16 protein-coding genes and 1 tRNA gene are annotated in these 18,027 nt (G+C 63.9%); 14 read left to right on the top strand and 3 right to left on the bottom strand.

Annotated elements, in window-relative coordinates:
• Positions 1–56: 56 nt before the first annotated feature.
• The 4 genes from ribBA to V6657_RS03675 all read left to right on the top strand — a co-directional run bounded on the left by ribBA (position 57) and on the right by V6657_RS03675 (position 3,526).
• Positions 57–1,199 carry a bifunctional 3,4-dihydroxy-2-butanone-4-phosphate synthase/GTP cyclohydrolase II gene (gene ribBA / locus V6657_RS03690; protein ID WP_048935090.1) on the top strand — a complete coding sequence of 381 codons (1,143 nt, stop codon included), beginning with the start codon at positions 57–59 and terminating at the stop codon, positions 1,197–1,199.
• Between the two features lie 102 nt (positions 1,200–1,301).
• Positions 1,302–1,796 carry a 6,7-dimethyl-8-ribityllumazine synthase gene (gene ribH, locus V6657_RS03685; RefSeq protein WP_021195252.1) on the top strand — a complete coding sequence of 165 codons (495 nt, stop codon included), beginning with the start codon at positions 1,302–1,304 and terminating at the stop codon, positions 1,794–1,796.
• Between the two features lie 29 nt (positions 1,797–1,825).
• Positions 1,826–2,293 carry a transcription antitermination factor NusB gene (gene nusB / locus V6657_RS03680; protein WP_039597640.1) on the top strand — a complete coding sequence of 156 codons (468 nt, stop codon included), beginning with the start codon at positions 1,826–1,828 and terminating at the stop codon, positions 2,291–2,293.
• A gap of 48 nt (positions 2,294–2,341) precedes the next feature.
• Complete coding sequence (locus V6657_RS03675; RefSeq protein WP_048935091.1) at positions 2,342–3,526, top strand: pyridoxal phosphate-dependent aminotransferase; 1,185 nt, start codon at positions 2,342–2,344, stop codon at positions 3,524–3,526.
• A 95-nt stretch (positions 3,527–3,621) separates the two neighbouring features.
• On the opposite strand, the gene V6657_RS03670 is transcribed toward V6657_RS03675, so the two are convergent.
• A complete protein-coding gene (locus tag V6657_RS03670) occupies positions 3,622–4,812 on the bottom strand; it encodes a lytic transglycosylase domain-containing protein (RefSeq protein WP_048935092.1) in 1,191 nt (396 codons plus the stop codon).
• A 538-nt stretch (positions 4,813–5,350) separates the two neighbouring features.
• Here V6657_RS03670 and ubiD point away from each other — a divergent pair.
• The 6 genes from ubiD to V6657_RS03640 all read left to right on the top strand — a co-directional run bounded on the left by ubiD (position 5,351) and on the right by V6657_RS03640 (position 13,164).
• Entirely contained in the window at positions 5,351–6,862 is a 1,512-nt protein-coding gene (gene ubiD, locus V6657_RS03665) for a 4-hydroxy-3-polyprenylbenzoate decarboxylase (protein ID WP_048935093.1), read from the top strand.
• A gap of 119 nt (positions 6,863–6,981) precedes the next feature.
• Positions 6,982–8,487, top strand: coding sequence for an NAD-dependent succinate-semialdehyde dehydrogenase (locus tag V6657_RS03660; protein WP_048935094.1), 1,506 nt, complete (start codon positions 6,982–6,984; stop codon positions 8,485–8,487).
• A gap of 79 nt (positions 8,488–8,566) precedes the next feature.
• Complete coding sequence (locus tag V6657_RS03655; RefSeq protein ID WP_048935095.1) at positions 8,567–10,621, top strand: acetoacetate--CoA ligase; 2,055 nt, start codon at positions 8,567–8,569, stop codon at positions 10,619–10,621.
• A gap of 128 nt (positions 10,622–10,749) precedes the next feature.
• Positions 10,750–11,496, top strand: a complete 747-nt coding sequence (locus tag V6657_RS03650; RefSeq protein ID WP_048935096.1) for a hypothetical protein — start codon at positions 10,750–10,752, stop codon at positions 11,494–11,496.
• 80 nt (positions 11,497–11,576) lie between these two features.
• Complete coding sequence (locus V6657_RS03645; protein ID WP_048935097.1) at positions 11,577–12,476, top strand: hypothetical protein; 900 nt, start codon at positions 11,577–11,579, stop codon at positions 12,474–12,476.
• Positions 12,477–12,567: 91 nt separating this feature from the next.
• The gene (locus tag V6657_RS03640; protein ID WP_048935098.1) at positions 12,568–13,164 is read left to right on the top strand and encodes a ParB-like protein; all 597 of its coding nucleotides are present in this window, start codon (positions 12,568–12,570) and stop codon (positions 13,162–13,164) included.
• Between the two features lie 59 nt (positions 13,165–13,223).
• On the opposite strand, the gene V6657_RS03635 is transcribed toward V6657_RS03640, so the two are convergent.
• Together V6657_RS03635 and V6657_RS03630 are read right to left on the bottom strand one after the other, a co-directional pair.
• Complete coding sequence (locus V6657_RS03635) at positions 13,224–14,429, bottom strand: aromatic amino acid transaminase (protein ID WP_048935099.1); 1,206 nt, start codon at positions 14,427–14,429, stop codon at positions 13,224–13,226.
• Between the two features lie 33 nt (positions 14,430–14,462).
• A complete protein-coding gene (locus tag V6657_RS03630; protein ID WP_082170271.1) occupies positions 14,463–15,389 on the bottom strand; it encodes a DMT family transporter in 927 nt (308 codons plus the stop codon).
• Between the two features lie 125 nt (positions 15,390–15,514).
• Between V6657_RS03630 and V6657_RS03625 the strand changes: the two genes are divergently transcribed.
• The 4 genes from V6657_RS03625 (at position 15,515) to trmB (ending at position 18,023) form a co-directional block, all read left to right on the top strand.
• On the top strand, positions 15,515–16,021 hold the full coding sequence (locus V6657_RS03625) for an Lrp/AsnC family transcriptional regulator (protein WP_048935100.1): 507 nt from the start codon (positions 15,515–15,517) through the stop codon (positions 16,019–16,021).
• Between the two features lie 148 nt (positions 16,022–16,169).
• Complete coding sequence (locus tag V6657_RS03620) at positions 16,170–16,859, top strand: hypothetical protein (RefSeq protein WP_137884818.1); 690 nt, start codon at positions 16,170–16,172, stop codon at positions 16,857–16,859.
• A 242-nt stretch (positions 16,860–17,101) separates the two neighbouring features.
• Positions 17,102–17,175, top strand: a tRNA-Gly gene (locus V6657_RS03615).
• 77 nt (positions 17,176–17,252) lie between these two features.
• Positions 17,253–18,023 (top strand): tRNA (guanosine(46)-N7)-methyltransferase TrmB, encoded by a 771-nt coding sequence (gene trmB, locus V6657_RS03610; protein WP_048935102.1) that lies wholly within the window; start codon positions 17,253–17,255, stop codon positions 18,021–18,023.
• The last annotated feature ends 4 nt before the right edge of the window (positions 18,024–18,027 follow it).

Below are 18,027 nucleotides of genomic sequence, written 5' to 3'. Positions count from 1 at the left end.
GCAGTCGCAGGGTCACCAAACGGGGGTGACCGGCGGCGCGCTTCCCCTGCTACGCCATGTCGATCGCCACAGTCGAAGAAATCATTGCCGAAATCCGCGCCGGCCGGATGGTCATCCTGGTCGACGAGGAAGACCGTGAGAACGAAGGCGACCTGATTCTGGCGGCCGATTTCGTCACACCGGAAGCCATCAACTTCATGGTCACGCACGCGCGTGGCCTGGTGTGCCTGACGCTCACAGAAGAGCACTGTGATCAGTTGGACTTGCCGATGATGGCGAGCCGCAACGGTACGCAGTTCGGCACGAACTTCACCGTGTCGATCGAAGCGGCCGAGGGCGTGACCACCGGCATTTCCGCCGCCGACCGCGCACGCACCATCCAGGTGGCCGCAGCCAAGAACGCCAAGCCGGCAGACTTGGTGAATCCGGGCCACATCTTCCCGCTGCGTGCCCGCAAGGGCGGCGTGCTGATGCGCGCCGGTCACACCGAAGCCGGTTGCGACCTGACCGCCATGGCTGGCCTGACACCGGCCGGCGTGATCTGCGAGATTCTGAAAGACGACGGCACCATGGCGCGCCTGCCGGATCTGGTGGAGTTTGCCAAGAAGCACGGCCTGAAGATCGGCACGATTGCCGACCTGATCCAATACCGCAGCCGTACCGAAAGCATTGTCGAGCGCGTGGGCGAACGTGCAATGGAAACCCAGTTCGGCACCTTCCGCGCCGTCGCATTCCGCGACCGCGCCGCCGGCCATGCCCACTTGGCGCTGGTGAAAGGCGACCCGACACCGGGTACTGAGACGCTAGTGCGCGTGCACGAGCCCCTGTCGGTGCTGGATTTGCTCGAATGCCAGCGCACCACACACTCGTGGAGCGTGCCGGCCGCCTTGCGCGCCGTGCAGGCCGCCCCGACCGGCGTGGTCGTGCTGCTCAATTGCGGCGATTCGCCGGACCGCCTGTTCACCCAGTTCACCGCGTTGGATGCCCCGCACGAGCGCCCACGCAGCAAACCCGATCCGCGCATCTACGGTATTGGCGCGCAGATCCTCAAGGATGTGGGTGTCGGCAAGATGCGTGTGCTGGCTTCGCCACTCAAGCTGCCGAGCATGACCGGCTACGATCTGGAAGTGACGGCTTATCAGTCGATGGCTGAGTCGCCCGAAACCCTGCCAGATGCAACGAAGGCGGCCGCACACTGACGCTTTTCTGCGGCAGCTCCGGCTGCCGCGCTGGTTTTCTCCTTTTCGCTTTCTTCTCGATTTCTGACGTTGCCTGACTGGCAACCCCAACCGGAACACACCATGGAACACGGCTTCTACCCGACCAATCTCGACGGCGAAGGTCTGCGCATCGGCATCGTTCAGGCACGCTTCAACGAACCCGTGTGCGAAGCGCTGCGCGAAGCCTGCGTCGCTGAACTCGAACAACTCGGCGTGGCCGGCGAAGACGTGCTGCTGGTGACCGTGCCGGGCGCGCTGGAAGCCCCGCTGGCACTGCAAAAGATGGCCGAATCGGGCCAGTTCGACGCACTGATCGCACTGGGTGCCGTGATCCGCGGCGAGACGTACCACTTCGAGCTGGTGTCCAACGAATCCGCTGCGGGCATCACGCGCGTCGGCCTGGACTTCAATATCGCCATCGCCAACGGCATCCTGACCACCGACACCGACGCACAAGCCCACGCCCGCACCCGCGAAAAGGGCCGCGACTGCGCCCGTGCCGCCGTTGAAATGGCCAATCTGACCAGCGACCTCGACGGTCTGCAGGATCACGGCCAAGACGAAGAGAACGAATAAGCGCGGCTGTTCGCGCAAAGGCTTTTCCCATGACGCAAGACAATTCCCAGGCCAAGACCAAGGCCCCCGCCAAGAGCGCGCGCCGCCGTGCGCGCGAGCTGGCGCTGCAGGGCCTGTACCAATGGCTGCTCAACCGCAACGACCCGGGTGTGGTCGAAGCGCACCTGCAGGACGCTCAAGGCTTCAACAAGGCCGACCGTGCGCATTTCGATGCCCTGCTGCACGGTGCGATCCGTGAAGAAACCACGCTGACGGAAAGCTTCACGCCGTTCCTCGACCGCCCGGTTGCGGAGCTGTCGCCGGTTGAGCGTGCTGCTCTGCTGGTCGGCGCGTACGAACTCGTGCACTGCGTCGACATTCCGTACAAGGTCGTGATTAACGAGGCTGTGGAACTGACCAAGACCTTTGGCGGTGTGGAAGGCTACAAGTACGTCAACGGCGTGCTGGACAAGCTGGCCGCCCAGGTGCGTGCTGTTGAGGTTGCTGCCCGCCGGTAAGCCCCGCGTTTGCTGTTCGCTGTACCCCTTTAGCTTCTTCGCTTCAAGATGGACGCCCACCGCCTGCAGACAGCCGCCCGGCTGGCCAATATCCGCGCCTTTCACGTGATGGAGCTGGCCAAGCAGGCCCGCGAGCTGGAGCTGGCGGGACGCAGCATCATCCACATGGGCATCGGCGAGCCGGACTTCACCGCCGCCGAACCCATCGTGCAGGCCGCCGCCGATGCCATGCGGCGCGGTGTGACGCAGTACACCGGCGCATTGGGTATCCGCCCGCTGCGCGAGGCCATCGCCCGCTACTATCAGACCACGTACGGCCTCGACATTGCGCCCGAGCGCATCATCGTCACGGCCGGCGCGTCGGCAGCGCTGCTGCTGGCGTGTGCGGTGCTGGTGGAAATTGGCGGCGAGGTGCTGATGCCCGACCCGAGCTACCCCTGCAACCGGCACTTTGTCGCAGCCTTTGATGGCGTGGCAAAGCTGATTCCATCGGGACCGGAGCAGCGCTTCCAATTGACGACCGAACAGGTCGAAGCCAATTGGGGAGCGCGCACGCAGGGTGTGCTGCTGGCATCTCCTTCTAACCCGACTGGCACATCGATCCTGCCGGACGAGCTGCAACGCATCGTGCAGGCGGTGCGAGCACGCGGCGGTTTCTCGATCGTCGACGAAATCTACCAAGGCTTATCGTACGACCAGGCACCGGTCTCTGCGCTGTCGTTCGGCGACGATGTCGTCACGATCAATAGCTTTTCGAAGTATTTCAACATGACTGGCTGGCGACTCGGCTGGCTGGTGGCGCCCGCCGAGCTGGTGCCCGAGTTCGAGAAGGTCGCGCAGAACCTGTTCATCTGTGCGTCGGCCGTGGCACAGCACGCGGCGCTGGCATGCTTTGAACCTGAAGCGCTGGCCATCTACGACAGCCGCAAGGCCGAATTCCGTCGCCGTCGCGATTTCATCGTGCCGGCACTGGAGTCGCTGGGCTTCAAGGTGCCGGTCAAGCCGGACGGCGCGTTCTATGTCTACGCTGACTGCCGTGGCGTGAACCATCCGCATGCGGCGGATGCGGACGCCCTCACCCAATCGATGCTGCAAGATGCAGGCGTGGTGCTCGTACCGGGACTGGATTTCGGGCCGTACACGGCGCACCACTACATCCGCCTGTCCTACGCCACGGCGATGGACCATCTTGAGGAAGCGGTCACGCGGCTTGGCAAGCTGTTCGGGCGCTGAGCTGGCTGTTTCTCGCGTCACCCAAACAAAAAGGCCGCCCCGAAGGACGGCCTTTTTTGTTGCCCTCTATATATAGAGGGCGGAGCGTCAGCCCATCAGGCTTGGCCCTGCAACTTGTTGTCCAGACGCGCCTCTTCCTGCTGACCGGTGACCGGTTGCTTTTCAGCCGGCTTTGCAGCCTGCGTCTTCGCATCGGCCTGGGCCACTGGCGTGGCGGCCGCGACCGGCTTGGCCGACTCACGCTCGGACGCCATGGTCACCGGCGACTTGTGGCCCGTCGCCACCATGCGCAGACGCGAACGTTCTGCCAGCACCTTGCTACCGTAGCCGCCATCACCTTGCGTCACAGCGCCGACGTACAGCTTCAGGCCGCCTTCGATCGAACCACCGCGAGCGATGCAATCCTTTAGCACCAGCGCACCGACCTTGATGTTGGCGTACGGGTTGAGCGCGGCGTTGACGCCACCCATCACCTCATACTTGTCCTGGTGGACCTTGGTCATCACCTGCATCAGGCCCTGCGCACCCATGCCACTCTCGGCAAACGGGTTGAAGCTGGACTCGATGGCCATCACGCCCAGGATCAGCAGCGGGTCGATACCAACTTCTTTGCCAGTCTGGTAGGCCGCCTTCACCAACTGGCCGGTGGCGGTGGCCGCCACGCGGTACTTGCGGGCGATGTACTCGGCCACGGCAGCCTGCTCGCGCGGCGTACCGGCGGTCGCCGACTCACGCGCGTCGCGAACGACCTGCGTATTCGGAATCTGCGCAGCCAGTTCAGCCACGGAAGGCACCTTGGACAACGAATCCCAGCCCGCGGCTGCCACCGTGCCACCCGCTTGGGTAGGCGCAGCAGACGCCACAGCCTGGGCGGCGCCCATGCCGGCCGACGGTGCGGTCGGTGCAAATGCAACCGGCTCAACACCAACCGAGACGGCGGGCGGCGTAGCCGAAGCCACGTTGGTGTCCGCACCTGGCGTGAAATGCAGCACGCGTTGAGCGACCATGGCACGCCACTCGCCGTTGAGCGAGAGCGCGACCGCAGCCACCACCGCAAGCACGCCGATGCTGTTGAGCACGACGTGCCCGCTGCGGAATGCCAGCAGGACACCAGGATGCAGGGCATTGCGGGACGCGGCTGCGCCCCCTGCGTTCAATTCCATGCGCAGCTTACGAGGCAGCGCAATTTGACCAGCACGCGCGAGGCGGCGGCCGACCGGGGTGACGAGCCGGCGTTGCAGCGCCGAACCGATCCCGGAAGAATGAAGGGTTTTCCAACCGTTCATACTTACCTCCGTCCGCTGCGCTGATTCGGTAGGCGCCTTTCTTTTGCATGGCGCCGTGCGTTTCGAATCGCAACGGTTTTTAGTAAGGATGCCGCGCTGTTGCAGTCAGCCGGCATCTGTTGGGGGCACTCCCCGTGTGCCCAGACAAAAGCGGGGCGTGTCCTTGGGGAGGTCACGTCCCGCAGCGATGCTGTGAAGCTCTGGTGTCGCCCCTCATACGAATGAGAGCAGGGCGAAGGCAATAGCCGAAAACATGTTGCGACGCAACAATTACCAGATCGGATTGGATTGTAGGAAGCGCGTTATGCCAAGTCAATCATAAAGAAAGTATTTTTCATATCCAAAAGTTATGATTCAACCCACGTTGTTGGGACTGGCTGACCTGCGGTGCGTTCTGTCATCAGGGTGCCGCGAAGTTTTGGCCGTACAATCGCGGCCACCCCGCCTACACCAAAAAAATCGTGCCGGGACGGCCATTTGACCGTCCCGCGATGTGCACGATAGGTGTCTTACCCCTTACCTTTGGTTACAAAAATCCATGCAATACAGGGACTTACGTGACTTCCTCGCCCAACTGGAGCGCGCCGGTGAGCTGCGCCGGGTGCGCCAACCGGTTTCGCCGCGGCTGGAAATGACCGAAGTCTGTGACCGCCTGCTGCGTGCCGAGGGCCCAGCGGTCGTGTTCGAACAGCCCGTGGATGGCGCGCATCAGTACGACATGCCGGTGCTAGCCAACCTGTTTGGCACAACGCGCCGCGTGGCGCTGGGCATGGGTGCCGAGTCGCTCGACGAACTGCGTGACGTGGGCCGCCTGCTCTCTGCATTGAAAGAGCCCGAGCCGCCGCGCGGCCTGCGTGAAGCCGGCAAGCTGTGGACGATGGCCAAGGCCGTGTGGGACATGGCGCCGCGCAAGGTGTCGTCGCCGGCATGCCAGGAGATCGTGTGGGAAGGCGATGATGTCGATCTCTCGCGCATTCCTGTGCAGACATGCTGGCCGGGCGATGCGGCTCCGCTCGTCACGTGGGGGCTGGTCATCACGCGCGGACCACACAAGAAGCGGCAGAACCTGGGCATCTACCGCCAGCAGGTGATCAGCCGCAACCAGGTCATCATGCGCTGGCTGGCACACCGGGGCGGCGCGCTGGACTTCCGCGAGCACGCCATCGCCAATCCAGGCCAGCCGTTTCCTATTGCGGTGGCGCTGGGAGCGGACCCTGCCACCATTCTCGGTGCGGTGACGCCGGTGCCGGATACGCTGTCTGAATACCAGTTCGCCGGCTTGCTGCGCGGCAGCAGGACCGAACTGGCGACGTGCCTGACGCCCTCGCTTGCGCAGGCGCAACTACAGGTACCGGCGGGAGCCGAGATCGTTCTCGAGGGCCACATCCAGCCCGACCCGACGCACCCGAGCGGCTATCAGCACGCGCTCGAAGGTCCGTTTGGCGATCACACAGGCTATTACAACGAGCAGGACTGGTTCCCGGTCTTCACGGTCGAGCGCATCACCATGCGGCGCGACCCGCTCTATCACTCCACATATACAGGCAAGCCGCCCGATGAGCCGGCCGTGCTGGGCGTGGCGCTCAACGAAGTGTTCGTGCCGCTACTGCAGAAGCAGTTTCCGGAGATTGCGGATTTCTATCTGCCGCCCGAAGGCTGCAGCTACCGCATGGCGCTGGTCAGCATGAAGAAGCAGTACGCCGGCCACGCCAAGCGCGTGATGTTTGGCGTGTGGAGCTTCCTGCGGCAGTTCATGTATACGAAGTTCATCGTGGTCGTGGACGACGATGTGAACCTGCGCGACTGGAAGGAAGTGATCTGGGCGATCACCACCCGCGTGGACCCGGCGCGCGATACGGTGATGGTTGAAAACACCCCGATCGACTACCTCGACTTCGCCTCGCCGGTGTCGGGCCTGGGCTCCAAGATGGGCATCGACGCCACCAATAAGTGGCCCGGCGAAACCACGCGCGAATGGGGTCAGCCTATCGTCATGGATGCCGCCGTCAAGGCCAAGGTCGATACCATGTGGGACACGCTCTTCCAATAGCCACAGGCTTGGCGGCTCAGTCTGCGAGCGAACGGTCGTTCGGTTATTCTTAGTGAGTTAAGCGACTGCTGCATCTAAAAGGCGGGCCTTTCGGTCCGCCTTCCTTTATGGAGACCGCCATGGCCGAAGCACACGACTCCCGCACCGCCAACGCACTGGAGCGCATCAAAGACCGCTCCCTCATCAAGACGCAGTCCTACGTGGATGGCGCCTGGGTGGGCGCCACAGACGGCGCAACCTTTGCCGTTCACGACCCCGCCACCAACGCGCACCTGGCTGACGTCGCCAACCTCGGCCACGCAGAAACGCTGCGCGCCATCGACGCCGCCAACGCCGCATGGCCGGCCTGGCGCGAGTTGACCGGCAAAGACCGGGCGATCATCCTGCGCCGTTGGTTCGACCTGCTCATCGCCAACGCCGACGACCTCGCCGCGCTGATGACCGCCGAGCAAGGCAAGCCGCTAGCCGAAGCCAAGGGCGAGATCGTCTACGGCGCGTCCTTCATCGAGTGGTTTGCCGAAGAGGCCAAGCGCGTTTCGGGCGACGTCATGGCCAGCACCTGGCGCGACAAGCGCATGGTGGTGCTCAAGCAGCCGGTGGGCGTGTGTGCGTCCATCACACCTTGGAACTTCCCGCTGGCGATGATCACCCGCAAAGTCGCGCCGGCATTGGCCGCGGGCTGCACGATCGTCATCAAGCCAGCCGAGCAGACGCCGCTGTCCGCGCTGGCGATGGCCGAACTGGCGCACCGCGCGGGCATCCCCAAGGGCGTAGTCAACGTGGTGACGGGCGACGCCGATCGCTCGATCGCCATCGGTAAAGCGCTGTGCGAATCGCCGATCGTGCGGCACCTGTCATTCACGGGTTCGACGCCGGTGGGCCGCATCCTGATGCAGCAATGCTCGCCGACGGTGAAGAAGGTCGCGCTGGAGCTGGGCGGCCACGCGCCGTTCATCGTGTTCGACGATGCGGACATCGATGCTGCCGTGGAAGGCGCGGTGCAATCGAAGTACCGCAACGCGGGCCAGACCTGCGTGTGTACGAACCGCTTCTATGTGCATGCGTCGGTGTACGACGCGTTTGTCGAGAAACTCTCGGCCAAGGTCAAGGGCATCAAGGTCGGCAACGGCTTCGACACGGGCGTGGTGCAGGGCCCGCTGATCGACGATCAGGCCGTGGAGAAGGTGCAGCGCCACATCGACGACGCGACGCAAAAGGGCGCGCGCCTGACCGCCGGCGGCAAGCTGATGCAGGGCTTCGGCTCACAGCGCTTTGTCGAGCCCACCGTGCTGGCCGACGCCACGCCCGACATGCTGATCGCGCGCGAAGAAACCTTTGGCCCCGTCTCCGCCATCTTCAAGTTCCAGGACGAAGCGGAAGTCGTACGCCTGGCCAACGACACGGAATTCGGCCTCGCCTCGTACTTCTTCAGCCGCGACATCGGCCGCATCTGGCGCGTGGCCGAGCAGCTCGAATACGGCATGGTTGGCATCAACACCGGGCTGATCTCCAACGAGGTCGCTCCGTTTGGCGGCATCAAGCAATCGGGCCTGGGCCGTGAAGGTTCGGTCTACGGCATCGACGAATATCTGGAACTGAAGTACCTGTGCATGGGCGGCATCTAAGGCGCCACACCCACCCCAACGGCCGACCTGCCACATAGAGCGGGCGGCCTTCCCCCTTGCCTAGCGGCGGAGGAGACACATGAGCACCATCCAGGAAGGCGCCCTGCTGTGGGCGCCATCGGCTGATTTCATCGCGCGTTCGCGCTTGACGCACTACCTCGACTGGCTTGCGCGCGAGCGCGGCCTGCGCTTCTCGGCCACCACGCCTGAGGGCTATGCGCAACTCTGGGACTGGTCCACCACCGAACTCGAAGCGTTCTGGACGTCCGTGTGGGACTACCTCGACCTGCGCGCCTCGACGCCCTTCACGCAGATGCTGGGCGACCGCACCATGCCCGGTGCGCGATGGCTCGTCGGCGCCAAGCTCAACTACGTTGACCAGGTGATGCGTCACGTGGAGGAAGGCGGCAGCCCAGACCGCACCGCCATCCGCTACGCGAGCGAGACCAAGCCGCTGGCTGATCTCTCATGGCGCAAACTGCGCCAGCGCGTTGCCTCGCTGGCCGATGCGTTGCGCAAGATGGGCGTGGAGCCAGGCGACCGCGTTGCCGCGTATCTGTCGAACACGCCGGACGCGATCGTGGCGTTTCTCGCCACGGCCAGCGTCGGGGCGATCTGGTCGGTCTGCGCCCCGGACATGGGCCAAGTGGCCGTCACTGATCGCTTCCGCCAGATCGAACCGAAGGTGCTGATCGCGGTGGATGGCTATCACTACGGCGGCCGTTCCTTTGATCGCACCGACGTGGTCGCAGAGATGGTCGCTGCGCTGCCGACGGTCGAACACCTCGTGCTCGTGCCGCAACTGCTCGGCGACATCAACCGTGCGCGCTTCCCGCAAGCCCAGGATTGGCGCGACCTCACGGCCAACGATGTGCCACTCGTAATCACGCCGGTGGCGGCCGATCACCCGCTGTGGATTCTGTATTCGTCCGGCACCACTGGCATGCCCAAGCCCATCGTGCATGGGCACGGTGGGCTGCTGCTGGTGCAGACGATGATGGGCGCGCTGCACCTCGACCTCGGCCCCAATGACGTCTACCACTGGTACAGCAGCACCGGCTGGGTCATGTGGAATTCGCAGGCGAGCGGCTTGCTCGGCGGCGTCACGCTGGCCATCTATGACGGCAACCCCGGCACGCCCGATCTCAATACGCTGTGGCGCTTCGCGCAGGATGCGGGCGTGACGTTCTTCGGCGCGGGTGCGGCGTTCTTCGCCAACTGCCTGAAAGCCGGCATCGAACCTGGGCGGGATTTCGATCTGTCGAAATTGCGCGCCATCGGCTCCACCGGCTCGCCGCTCTCGGCTGAGGCGTACGACTGGATCTACCGCCACGTCAAAGCCGACGTCTGGCTCAACCCGATTTCCGGCGGCACCGACTTTGCCGGCTGCTTCGTCGGCGGCGTGGCCACCTTGCCCGTCTACGCTGGCGAGATGCAGTGCCGCAACCTCGGCTCCCGCGTGGAAGCGCTGGACGAAGCCGGCAAACCCCTCATCGATGCCGTGGGCGAGCTGGTCTGCACCGCGCCCATCCCGTCGATGCCGCTCTTCTTCTGGGGCGACACCGACGGCAGCCGCTACCGCGACAGCTATTTCGACATGTACCCCGGCCAGTGGCGCCACGGCGACTGGATCAAGATCACCCCGCGCGGCGGCGCGATCATCTACGGCCGCTCGGATGCGACCATCAACCGCCACGGCATCCGCATGGGCACGGCCGAGCTGTACCGCGTGGTGGAGGATCTGCCCGAAGTGCTCGACAGCCTGGTCGTTGATCTGGAGTTTCTCGGGCGCGAGTCGTTCATGCCGCTGTTCGTCGTTTTGCGCGAAGGCGCCGTGCTCGACGACACGCTGCGCAACACGATCAACGCGCGCATCAAGGCAGGGCTGTCGGCGCGGCATGTGCCCAACGTCATCGTGCAGGCGCCGGGCGTGCCGCGCACGCTGTCGGGCAAGAAGATGGAGGTGCCGATCAAGAAGCTATTGCTGGGCGCCCCACCCGAGCGCATCGCTAACCCCGATGCGATGGCCAATCCGGACGTGCTGGCGTGGTACGTGAGCTACGCCCGCGCACTGGCCGGACAAAACAGCACCCCTGGAGAAGCCGTACCAGCGCTGGAATCCTGGCGGAGCTAAACCAATCGTTCGCCTCGGGTTTAACAATCTCCGCCAATCGTACGATGGCATCGCTCGAAAGTGCTGACTAACGTACAGCTTGCACCGGCACACAAGAGGCCGGGCTTGCTGCTTAACGGGGAGTCATCATGCTTGCTACGACGAGCGTCCTGATCAAAACGGAGGACGGGCGCGAGGCCCTGGCCGCGCACCGCCATGACATGCAGATGCGTCAGCGCCATCTGCTCATCCTCATCGACGGCGCCCGGACGGTTGGGCAACTGCACCAGTTGCTGGGCGACTGGTCCGATCTGGACGAATTGCTTGCGGGGCTGCAACTGGCTGGGATGGTCGACGTACTGCCCGGCATCGCGCGGGAAGACGTGCCCGCCCCGGCGGTACCCGTCGACGCGTTCGACCCCATCGCCTACTTCAACCGCCCGCTGCTGGACGACGACGCCGAACACGGGCACGGTGCCCTGTCGTCCATATCGCCCATCTACGACGAACTACCGCCGCTGACCGGCATGACGCTCGGCCTGCAAGCCGTAGCCGCACCCGTTGACGTGCCAGCGGCCAACGAGCCGCGTCTCGCACCCGTTGAGCCCCCCAAGGCGCTGCCCTCGCCCGCGCCAACGGTTCAGACGCCCATTTCGCCCGAGTTGGCCGATGTGCTGCCCAACGTGGTCAAGGTGGAGCTGATGCGCCTGGCGGTCATCCACTTCGGCTCGGCCGCCGGGGCTGCCATGCCGCTGCTGCGCGCCTGCCGGGAAGACACGGAATCGCTGTGCCACGTGATTGCCGACTGCGCCAAGGCCGCCGCACCCATGGCTGGCGAACTTGCTGCGGCAAGGTTCGTCGATGCGGCCATGCAGGCGATGGCGCGACGGCAGTAGCCTTCCTCACAACGGAGGATCGCCGCCCAAAACGGCCAGCGCTACGATCCGCAAGGTCTGGACGCGCACAGGAGGCCGCCATGCGTCGACGCCAGTTTCTTGTACTCGGGTGGGCAGCAGGCTTGATCGTGGCCGGGCCCACCGTCGCGACCGACCTGATCGGCGATGCGCTCAATGGCTATTGGCTGGTCACCGTCATCGGTGAAGCCAAGGAGCGGTTGTTGGTGCTCGACGGCGCTGCATTGCAGGACGGCAAGCTCGTGGTCGGCAAGATGCGCTACGGGCTTGTAGAGGCAGCAGCCCTGTCTGACGTGCATGACGTTTCTGGCTTTGTGGAGGGCGACCATCTGCAGTTGGAGTTTTCATCCATCGTGAACTCCAGAATCCGTGTGGTGCTGACCGCCGGCGACACGTCATTGCTGGGCGAGCTTCGCTATCCGAACGGCCGCACGGTCAATGTGCGCATGACGCGCATCACCGCGGACGAAGCTGCCGCAACACAGGCCGCCGCACGAAAGATGCTCCAGGACGGCGCACAAGGCGTCCTCGGCAAAGGCAGCGTAGGCAGCTTCAGTGCCGGTGGAAAGCTGCAGGCGCGTGCCAACTCACGCATCACGCTGGTCTATGCGGGTGCGATCAATTGCCCTGCCTGCCGGGGCTACCAAGCCGAATACTTCGGCCGCATGGCAAAGATGAAGACTGCGCTGCCCGAGTTGGATCAGATCGACTATGTGCAGTTGAAGCTGGGTGGCTTCACGGCGAGAATCCGGCCCGAAGATTTGCCACCCTACCTTGCATGGGCCGGCGGCGAGCGCCCGGATGGGCGCCGGATTCTGCTCAATCACGGCGTTCCGTTCTTCTTTGCAGCGATCGACGAACAGATCTGGGGGCAGGCGCACGCGGTTTCCGGGCTCGAGGGCATCGTCTTGCCGCAGATCAGGCTCGCCCTCCAGGAGCGGGCTCGCGCACGCGCCGCGTGAACGCGCGATGCACACCACATGCGCCCTCCCTTGCTATGCTGCTGTGGGATGACCGGTGTCCAGCGCCGGCAGCAACCATAGAGGAAACACCATGCCCAAGATCCACGAATCGCCCATCCACGACCTGCGCCCCACGCAACTCACCGTGGGCATGATCGAAGTCCAGGACAAGAAGAAGCATCTCCAGTCGCTCGCACCCAAAGACCAGCAGGCCTTCATGCAGGCCCATCCGATTCCCGCTGTGCTCGGGCCGGGCAGCAAGTTGTACATCACGGATCACCACCACCTCGGGCGCGCTGCGCTGGAAGCCGGCGTAAGCGTCGGCTACTTCGAGGTCGAAGCCGATCTGTCTGATCACGCCATCGAGGATTTCTGGAAAGCAATGGACAAGAGCTGCTGGGTCCACCCTCTCGATGAGCATGGCGTGCGGCACTACTACGCGTCCGTTCCTGACAGCCTGGTGAAGCTGATCGACGATCCTTACCGGTCGCTCGCCGGATACGTGCGCAATGCAGGCGGCTATGACAAGACACCCACCGCGTTCGCAGAATTCGTATGGGCCGACTTCTTCCGCCGCAGCATTCCGGTTGAAGATCTGCAAGGCAATTTCCTGACCGCTGTGCAGAACGCGGTCACGCTGGCGCATAGCAAACTGGCGAGCGGTTTGCCGGGGTTCAAGGCGAAGTAAGGGGGACTACGCAACGCAACAGGGGCCGCGTCGATCGCTGCCCCTGCCTTTGATGCTGGTCAGGCAGGCGTGCCGACCGTTTCAGAGGCCACGGCCACCAACGCATCGGCCACCCGGCCGATCTGCTCCGGCGCCAACCCCGCGATGTTGATGCGACCACCCTGGGTGCCATAGATGGCGTGATCCACACGCAAGCGCTCCATGGCATCGGCATCCAGCGGCAGCATGGAAAACATGCCCTTGTGTCGCGACAGGTTCTGCAGCGCGGCGGGCGCTCCCAGGCTGGCCAGTGCGTCGTCAAGCCGACGCCGGTTGCCGACGATGCGCTGACGCATGTGCTCCAGTTCGTCGCGCCAGCGGGCCGTCAGCGTGGCATCGGCAAGGATGGCAGCGACGATGGCAGCGCCGTGGTCAGGCGGCATCGAATAGTTGCTGCGCGTGATGCGCTCCAGAACACCGCCTACCGGTTGCAGCGTGGCCATGTTCTTGCCGATCACCATCGCAGCGCCAGTGCGCTCGCAATACAGTCCCATGCTCTTCGAGCAACTCGCTGCCACCAGCACCGTGTCCAGCGCATCGACGAGTTGCCGCAAGCCCTGCGTGTCCGGCTCCAGGCCTTCAGCAAGCCCGAGATAGGCCATGTCGACCAGTGGCACCAGACCCTGCTTCGCGCAGCGTTCCGCCACGGCCTGCCAGACCCCGAGCCCCATGTCGATGCCGGTCGGGTTGTGGCAGCAGCCATGCAGCAGCACGATATCGCCGGCACGTGCGGCGGCAAGATCCGCGAGAACAGCATCCGCGTCGAGCACACCACCGTCGGCCTGCCAGCGGTAACGTTCGACCGTCAGCCCTGCCGCCCGCATGATGGGCACGTGATTGACATAGCCAGGGTCGGACACCCACACGCGGGCACCGGGCGATGCTACGGCGATGAAGTCAGCCAGCAATCGCAGCGCACCGGTCCCGCCTACGGTCTGCATCGTGGTCTGGCGCGCCAGGCGCCCCGCGTCATGTCCGAGCAGCAGGGCTGCCAGACTGGCGTTGAACTCGGTATTGCCGGCCAATCCGCGGTAGGCCTTGGAGGCCCCGACAGCGGCCAAGCGCTCCTCTGCCGTCTTCACGGCGGCCATGACCGGCGTCCGCCCGGTTTCATCGCGGTAGACGCCCACCACGAGATCGACCTTGTTGGGCCGTGGGTCAGCACGGAAAGCGGCAGTCAGCCCCCACAGCGGGTCTGGGGTGACGGTGGCAAGCGTCGTGAGCATGGGTGTGGTCTCCGGAAGAACGATGCGATGGGCTTAAGCGCGGTTTGCGAGGATCACGCCTGCGGTGATCGCAGCAATGCCGCACACAACGGTCAGGGTCAGCGATTCACCGAGCAGGGGCACGGCCCCAAGGCACGCCAGCGCAGGAGCCATCGAGCCAATCGCGGAACAGCGCGGCGTATCCAGATGACGGATCGCGAGCGCATAAGACACGCTGGAAATCACGCCCACCCCCAGCCCCTGGGCCAGCAGGAACGGCATGGCGCTGGTCATGGAGAACTGTCCGATGTGGCTGTCGACCACGCCCAGGCTCACCAGCAACACGAGCAGCAGGAAAGAAGGCACGCTCAGCAGCAGCGCACAGCCGATGGCGTCGAGCCCGGCGCGACGCAACCCCAGCGTGTAGCTGCCCCAGAGCAGGCTGGCCAGCAACAGCAGTGCAGCCCCGCCGACGAACGCACCATTCGACGCATGCGCTTGCGACACCAGCAACAGCACCACGCCCGCGAGGATGATCGCGATGGCCCGCCCGCGCGCCGCGCCGATGCGCTGGCCATCCAGCGCGTAGGCGATCAGCGCTACCGACAGCGGCGTGGTGCCCGCAATCAGCGCAGCCACGTGAGCGGCGGATGTCACCTTGCCGCCGGCAGACGCCATGAAGAAGAACGGCAGGCCACCGCCCACCAGAACCATCAGCGCGCTAAGCGGCTTCACACGCCGCAGCATCGGCCAGCGTGACGGCAGAAACGGCAGCAGCAACAAGGTCGGCAGACCGAATCGGATGAGCGCCACATCGGCCGGTGCCAGCGGTGACGCACCAATGGCCCGAATCGACAGTGCAAACCCAGCCCAGATCAGCACCGTCAGCACCATCGCCGCATACCCGATCAGCGGACTGGTCTGGGTGGCGTCCCGTCCAGCCAGACCACCCGTTCCCGCCGTCAATGTCGAACCGCGCATGTCGTCATCCTCGATTTCTGAATGACGACAGAATGCCCCAGCATAAAAAGTAGTATCTTGTTATTTCAGCCAATACTTCGGCTCGAATTGGCAGAGTCTGCCAATCCAGAATCCAGGAGAATCGCGTGGACAAGAAGGATAGGCAGATCATCGCCGCCCTCCAGAAGGAAGGCCGTTTGACCAATCAGGAGTTGTCGGAGCGGGTCAACCTGTCGCCCTCCCCCTGCCTGCGACGGCTGCGGCTGCTGGAAGAGGCAGGCGTGATCCGCGGCTATACCGCCATCGTCGATGAAGAAGCGTACGGTCTGCCGGTCACGGCATTCGTCCATATTCGTCTGCAGCAGCACACGCGGGAGGTGGTCGCGACATTCGAGAACCGCATCCGCGCCATCGATGCGATCCTCGACTGCTACGTGCTGACCGGCGAAGCGGACTACCTGCTGCGCGTGCTGGTGGAGAGCCTGCAGGACTACGAGCAATTCGTGCGCAGCCAACTGCATGCCATTCCGGGCATCGCCGCCATCGACACGAGCTTTGCCTATGGTGTGGTCAAGCGCTCGACGGTGTTTCCAGCGTGGGATGAAAACCGGAGGAGCGCTGGGCGCCGTCGTGAAAAATCGCCGGGCCAATAGCTTGGGCGGGGTATGCTGCGATGCGGTAGCAGCAACCCGCCGTACCAACAATCTGTCCCCTGATCCAACACCTGTGAGTCTGCTCCTGTAGCGGCTCAATGATCTGGAAAGCCGTATAAAGATTGCTCAGATTACCTGCGGAGACCCAATGGCAGATACAAACAAAGAGGCAGTAGGTGGTCCTGGGAAAAAACCAGCGAAGAGCTTTGCTAAGCGGCTTCTATGGGCAGTTTCTTTTGTTGCAGCATTTGCAATCACGCGTGTTGTGACGCAGTGGTACTTCGATGGGCAGAGGCTCCAGAACGAGGCCAATTCCAGCAGCCAGATGTTCAACACGCTACGAGCGAAAGCCATCGCGGAACACCCAAACCAGCCTGCACCGTACGCCCTTGCTGAGGAAGCCGTTAAGGCATCGGGTGAACGCCTGTCAGGAGCTTCCGGCGAGTCAAAAGCGCAGGAAGCAGCGGGGCAGTTCTTAGGTTTCTATCTCGTGAACGTACGAGCCCGCCGGGAGTATTGCCAGCGGCTCGGCGTCGACATCACCCCATTCGTCAAAGCGTTCAGCGCTGAACACAAAGACCTGTATGAAAAGAGCCGCAAAATTATTGCGCGTGGCCCATATTCACCGAATCAAGTCGAGGAAAAGTTGTACAACATGATGCAGCCGACCATCCAAACCACCGTTGGAGACGCCATGCGGACAATGGGAAGTGAGGTCCATGCAAGCGAGCAACAGGTTTGTGCTGCGTTCAATGCAAATGGGGCGAAGGTTGCGAACGCGTTTCAGCTTTCCACACTCAACCCTGCTTTGTATCGGGTCATGCTTGAGGTGAAGTAGATCATTGGGATGTCTGCAGGGCGACCCACGCTAAGACCATAGGCACCCCACCCGCATGAGCGCTGCTGCACACGGCTGCGGTCACAAGTAGTCCCGTCCTGTGAACCGAAGGAAGGAATTGACTTAGCAGCGAAGTTCGAGCGAATGCAGCGAACGGAGTGCCGGTGGTGACACTTTTCACGTCACCGTCCATCCTCCCCGCTTGCCCAACCCTTGCAACCCCGCATAGAATATGGGGCTACGCGGGCGTCGTATAATGGTAATACCCTAGCTTCCCAAGCTAGAGCCGTGGGTTCGATTCCCATCGCCCGCTCCACCGAACACAGTCTGAAGCCGCCCTCGGCGGCTTTTTTGTTGCCCGCCGCCCAGTGCGGCACACGGCACGGGATCTTCATGCAGCCCATCGAACAGCCGGGCACCGGCCCCGCCGACACCACGCCGGAATCGCAAGACATCAACGCCGCCGAAGACGCTGAAAGCGGCACGGAAACCGGCCACCCACGCCGCATCCGCTCTTACGTGCGCCGCGCCGGTCGTACGTCTACCGGCCAGCAGCGCGCCATCGACGAACTCGGCCCGCGCTTCCAACTCCCCTACGCCGCCGAGCCGCTCGACTGGGAAGCTGCCTTCGGGCGCACCGGCGCGAAGCGCATCTTCGAGATCGGCTTCGGCATGGGCGAAACCACGGCCCACATCGCACAACTGCGTCCGGACGATGATTTCCTGGGCGTGGAAGTGCACGAGCCGGGCGTGGGTGCGCTGCTCAAGCTGATCGGCGAACGCGAGATCGGCAACATCCGCATCTGCTCGCACGATGCGGTGGAAGTGCTGGCGCACATGATTCCGGAAGGCACGCTGGATGGCATCCACGTGTTCTTCCCGGACCCGTGGCACAAGAAGCGCCACAACAAGCGGCGCCTGATCCAGAGCCCGTTCGTGGCGCGCCTGGCCGCCCACTTGAAGCCGGGCGGCTATCTGCACTGCGCGACGGACTGGGAGGAATACGCCCACCAGATGCTGGAGGTGCTGTCCGCCGAGCCGACGCTTGAGAACACCGCCGACGGCTTCGCGCCGCGCCCCGACTATCGCCCCGTCACCAAGTTCGAGAAGCGAGGCCTACGCCTCGGACACGGCGTGTGGGACGTGGTCTTCCGCAAGCGCTGACCAC

Origin of the sequence: Ralstonia sp. RRA (genome assembly GCF_037023145.1) — a bacterium.
Lineage (GTDB): Bacteria > Pseudomonadota > Gammaproteobacteria > Burkholderiales > Burkholderiaceae > Ralstonia.
Note: the sequence above shows the minus strand (reverse complement) of the source record. Positions and strands in the feature narration are given on the sequence as shown.

Bases quoted from the DNA above. Each gene is read 5' to 3' on its own strand.
- V6657_RS03675 (WP_048935091.1), top strand. From the start codon at position 2,342: ATGGACGCCCACCGCCTGCAGACAGCCGCCCGGCTGGCCAATATCCGC.
- V6657_RS03620 (WP_137884818.1), top strand. From the start codon at position 16,170: ATGGCAGATACAAACAAAGAGGCAGTAGGTGGTCCTGGGAAAAAACCA.
- ribH (WP_021195252.1), top strand. From the start codon at position 1,302: ATGGAACACGGCTTCTACCCGACCAATCTCGACGGCGAAGGTCTGCGC.
- V6657_RS03645 (WP_048935097.1), top strand. From the start codon at position 11,577: ATGCGTCGACGCCAGTTTCTTGTACTCGGGTGGGCAGCAGGCTTGATC.
- V6657_RS03640 (WP_048935098.1), top strand. From the start codon at position 12,568: ATGCCCAAGATCCACGAATCGCCCATCCACGACCTGCGCCCCACGCAA.
- V6657_RS03635 (WP_048935099.1), bottom strand. From the start codon at position 14,429: ATGCTCACGACGCTTGCCACCGTCACCCCAGACCCGCTGTGGGGGCTG.
- V6657_RS03670 (WP_048935092.1), bottom strand. From the start codon at position 4,812: ATGAACGGTTGGAAAACCCTTCATTCTTCCGGGATCGGTTCGGCGCTG.
- ubiD (WP_048935093.1), top strand. From the start codon at position 5,351: ATGCAATACAGGGACTTACGTGACTTCCTCGCCCAACTGGAGCGCGCC.
- nusB (WP_039597640.1), top strand. From the start codon at position 1,826: ATGACGCAAGACAATTCCCAGGCCAAGACCAAGGCCCCCGCCAAGAGC.
- trmB (WP_048935102.1), top strand. From the start codon at position 17,253: ATGCAGCCCATCGAACAGCCGGGCACCGGCCCCGCCGACACCACGCCG.
- V6657_RS03660 (WP_048935094.1), top strand. From the start codon at position 6,982: ATGGCCGAAGCACACGACTCCCGCACCGCCAACGCACTGGAGCGCATC.
- ribBA (WP_048935090.1), top strand. From the start codon at position 57: ATGTCGATCGCCACAGTCGAAGAAATCATTGCCGAAATCCGCGCCGGC.
- V6657_RS03655 (WP_048935095.1), top strand. From the start codon at position 8,567: ATGAGCACCATCCAGGAAGGCGCCCTGCTGTGGGCGCCATCGGCTGAT.
- V6657_RS03650 (WP_048935096.1), top strand. From the start codon at position 10,750: ATGCTTGCTACGACGAGCGTCCTGATCAAAACGGAGGACGGGCGCGAG.
- V6657_RS03630 (WP_082170271.1), bottom strand. From the start codon at position 15,389: ATGCGCGGTTCGACATTGACGGCGGGAACGGGTGGTCTGGCTGGACGG.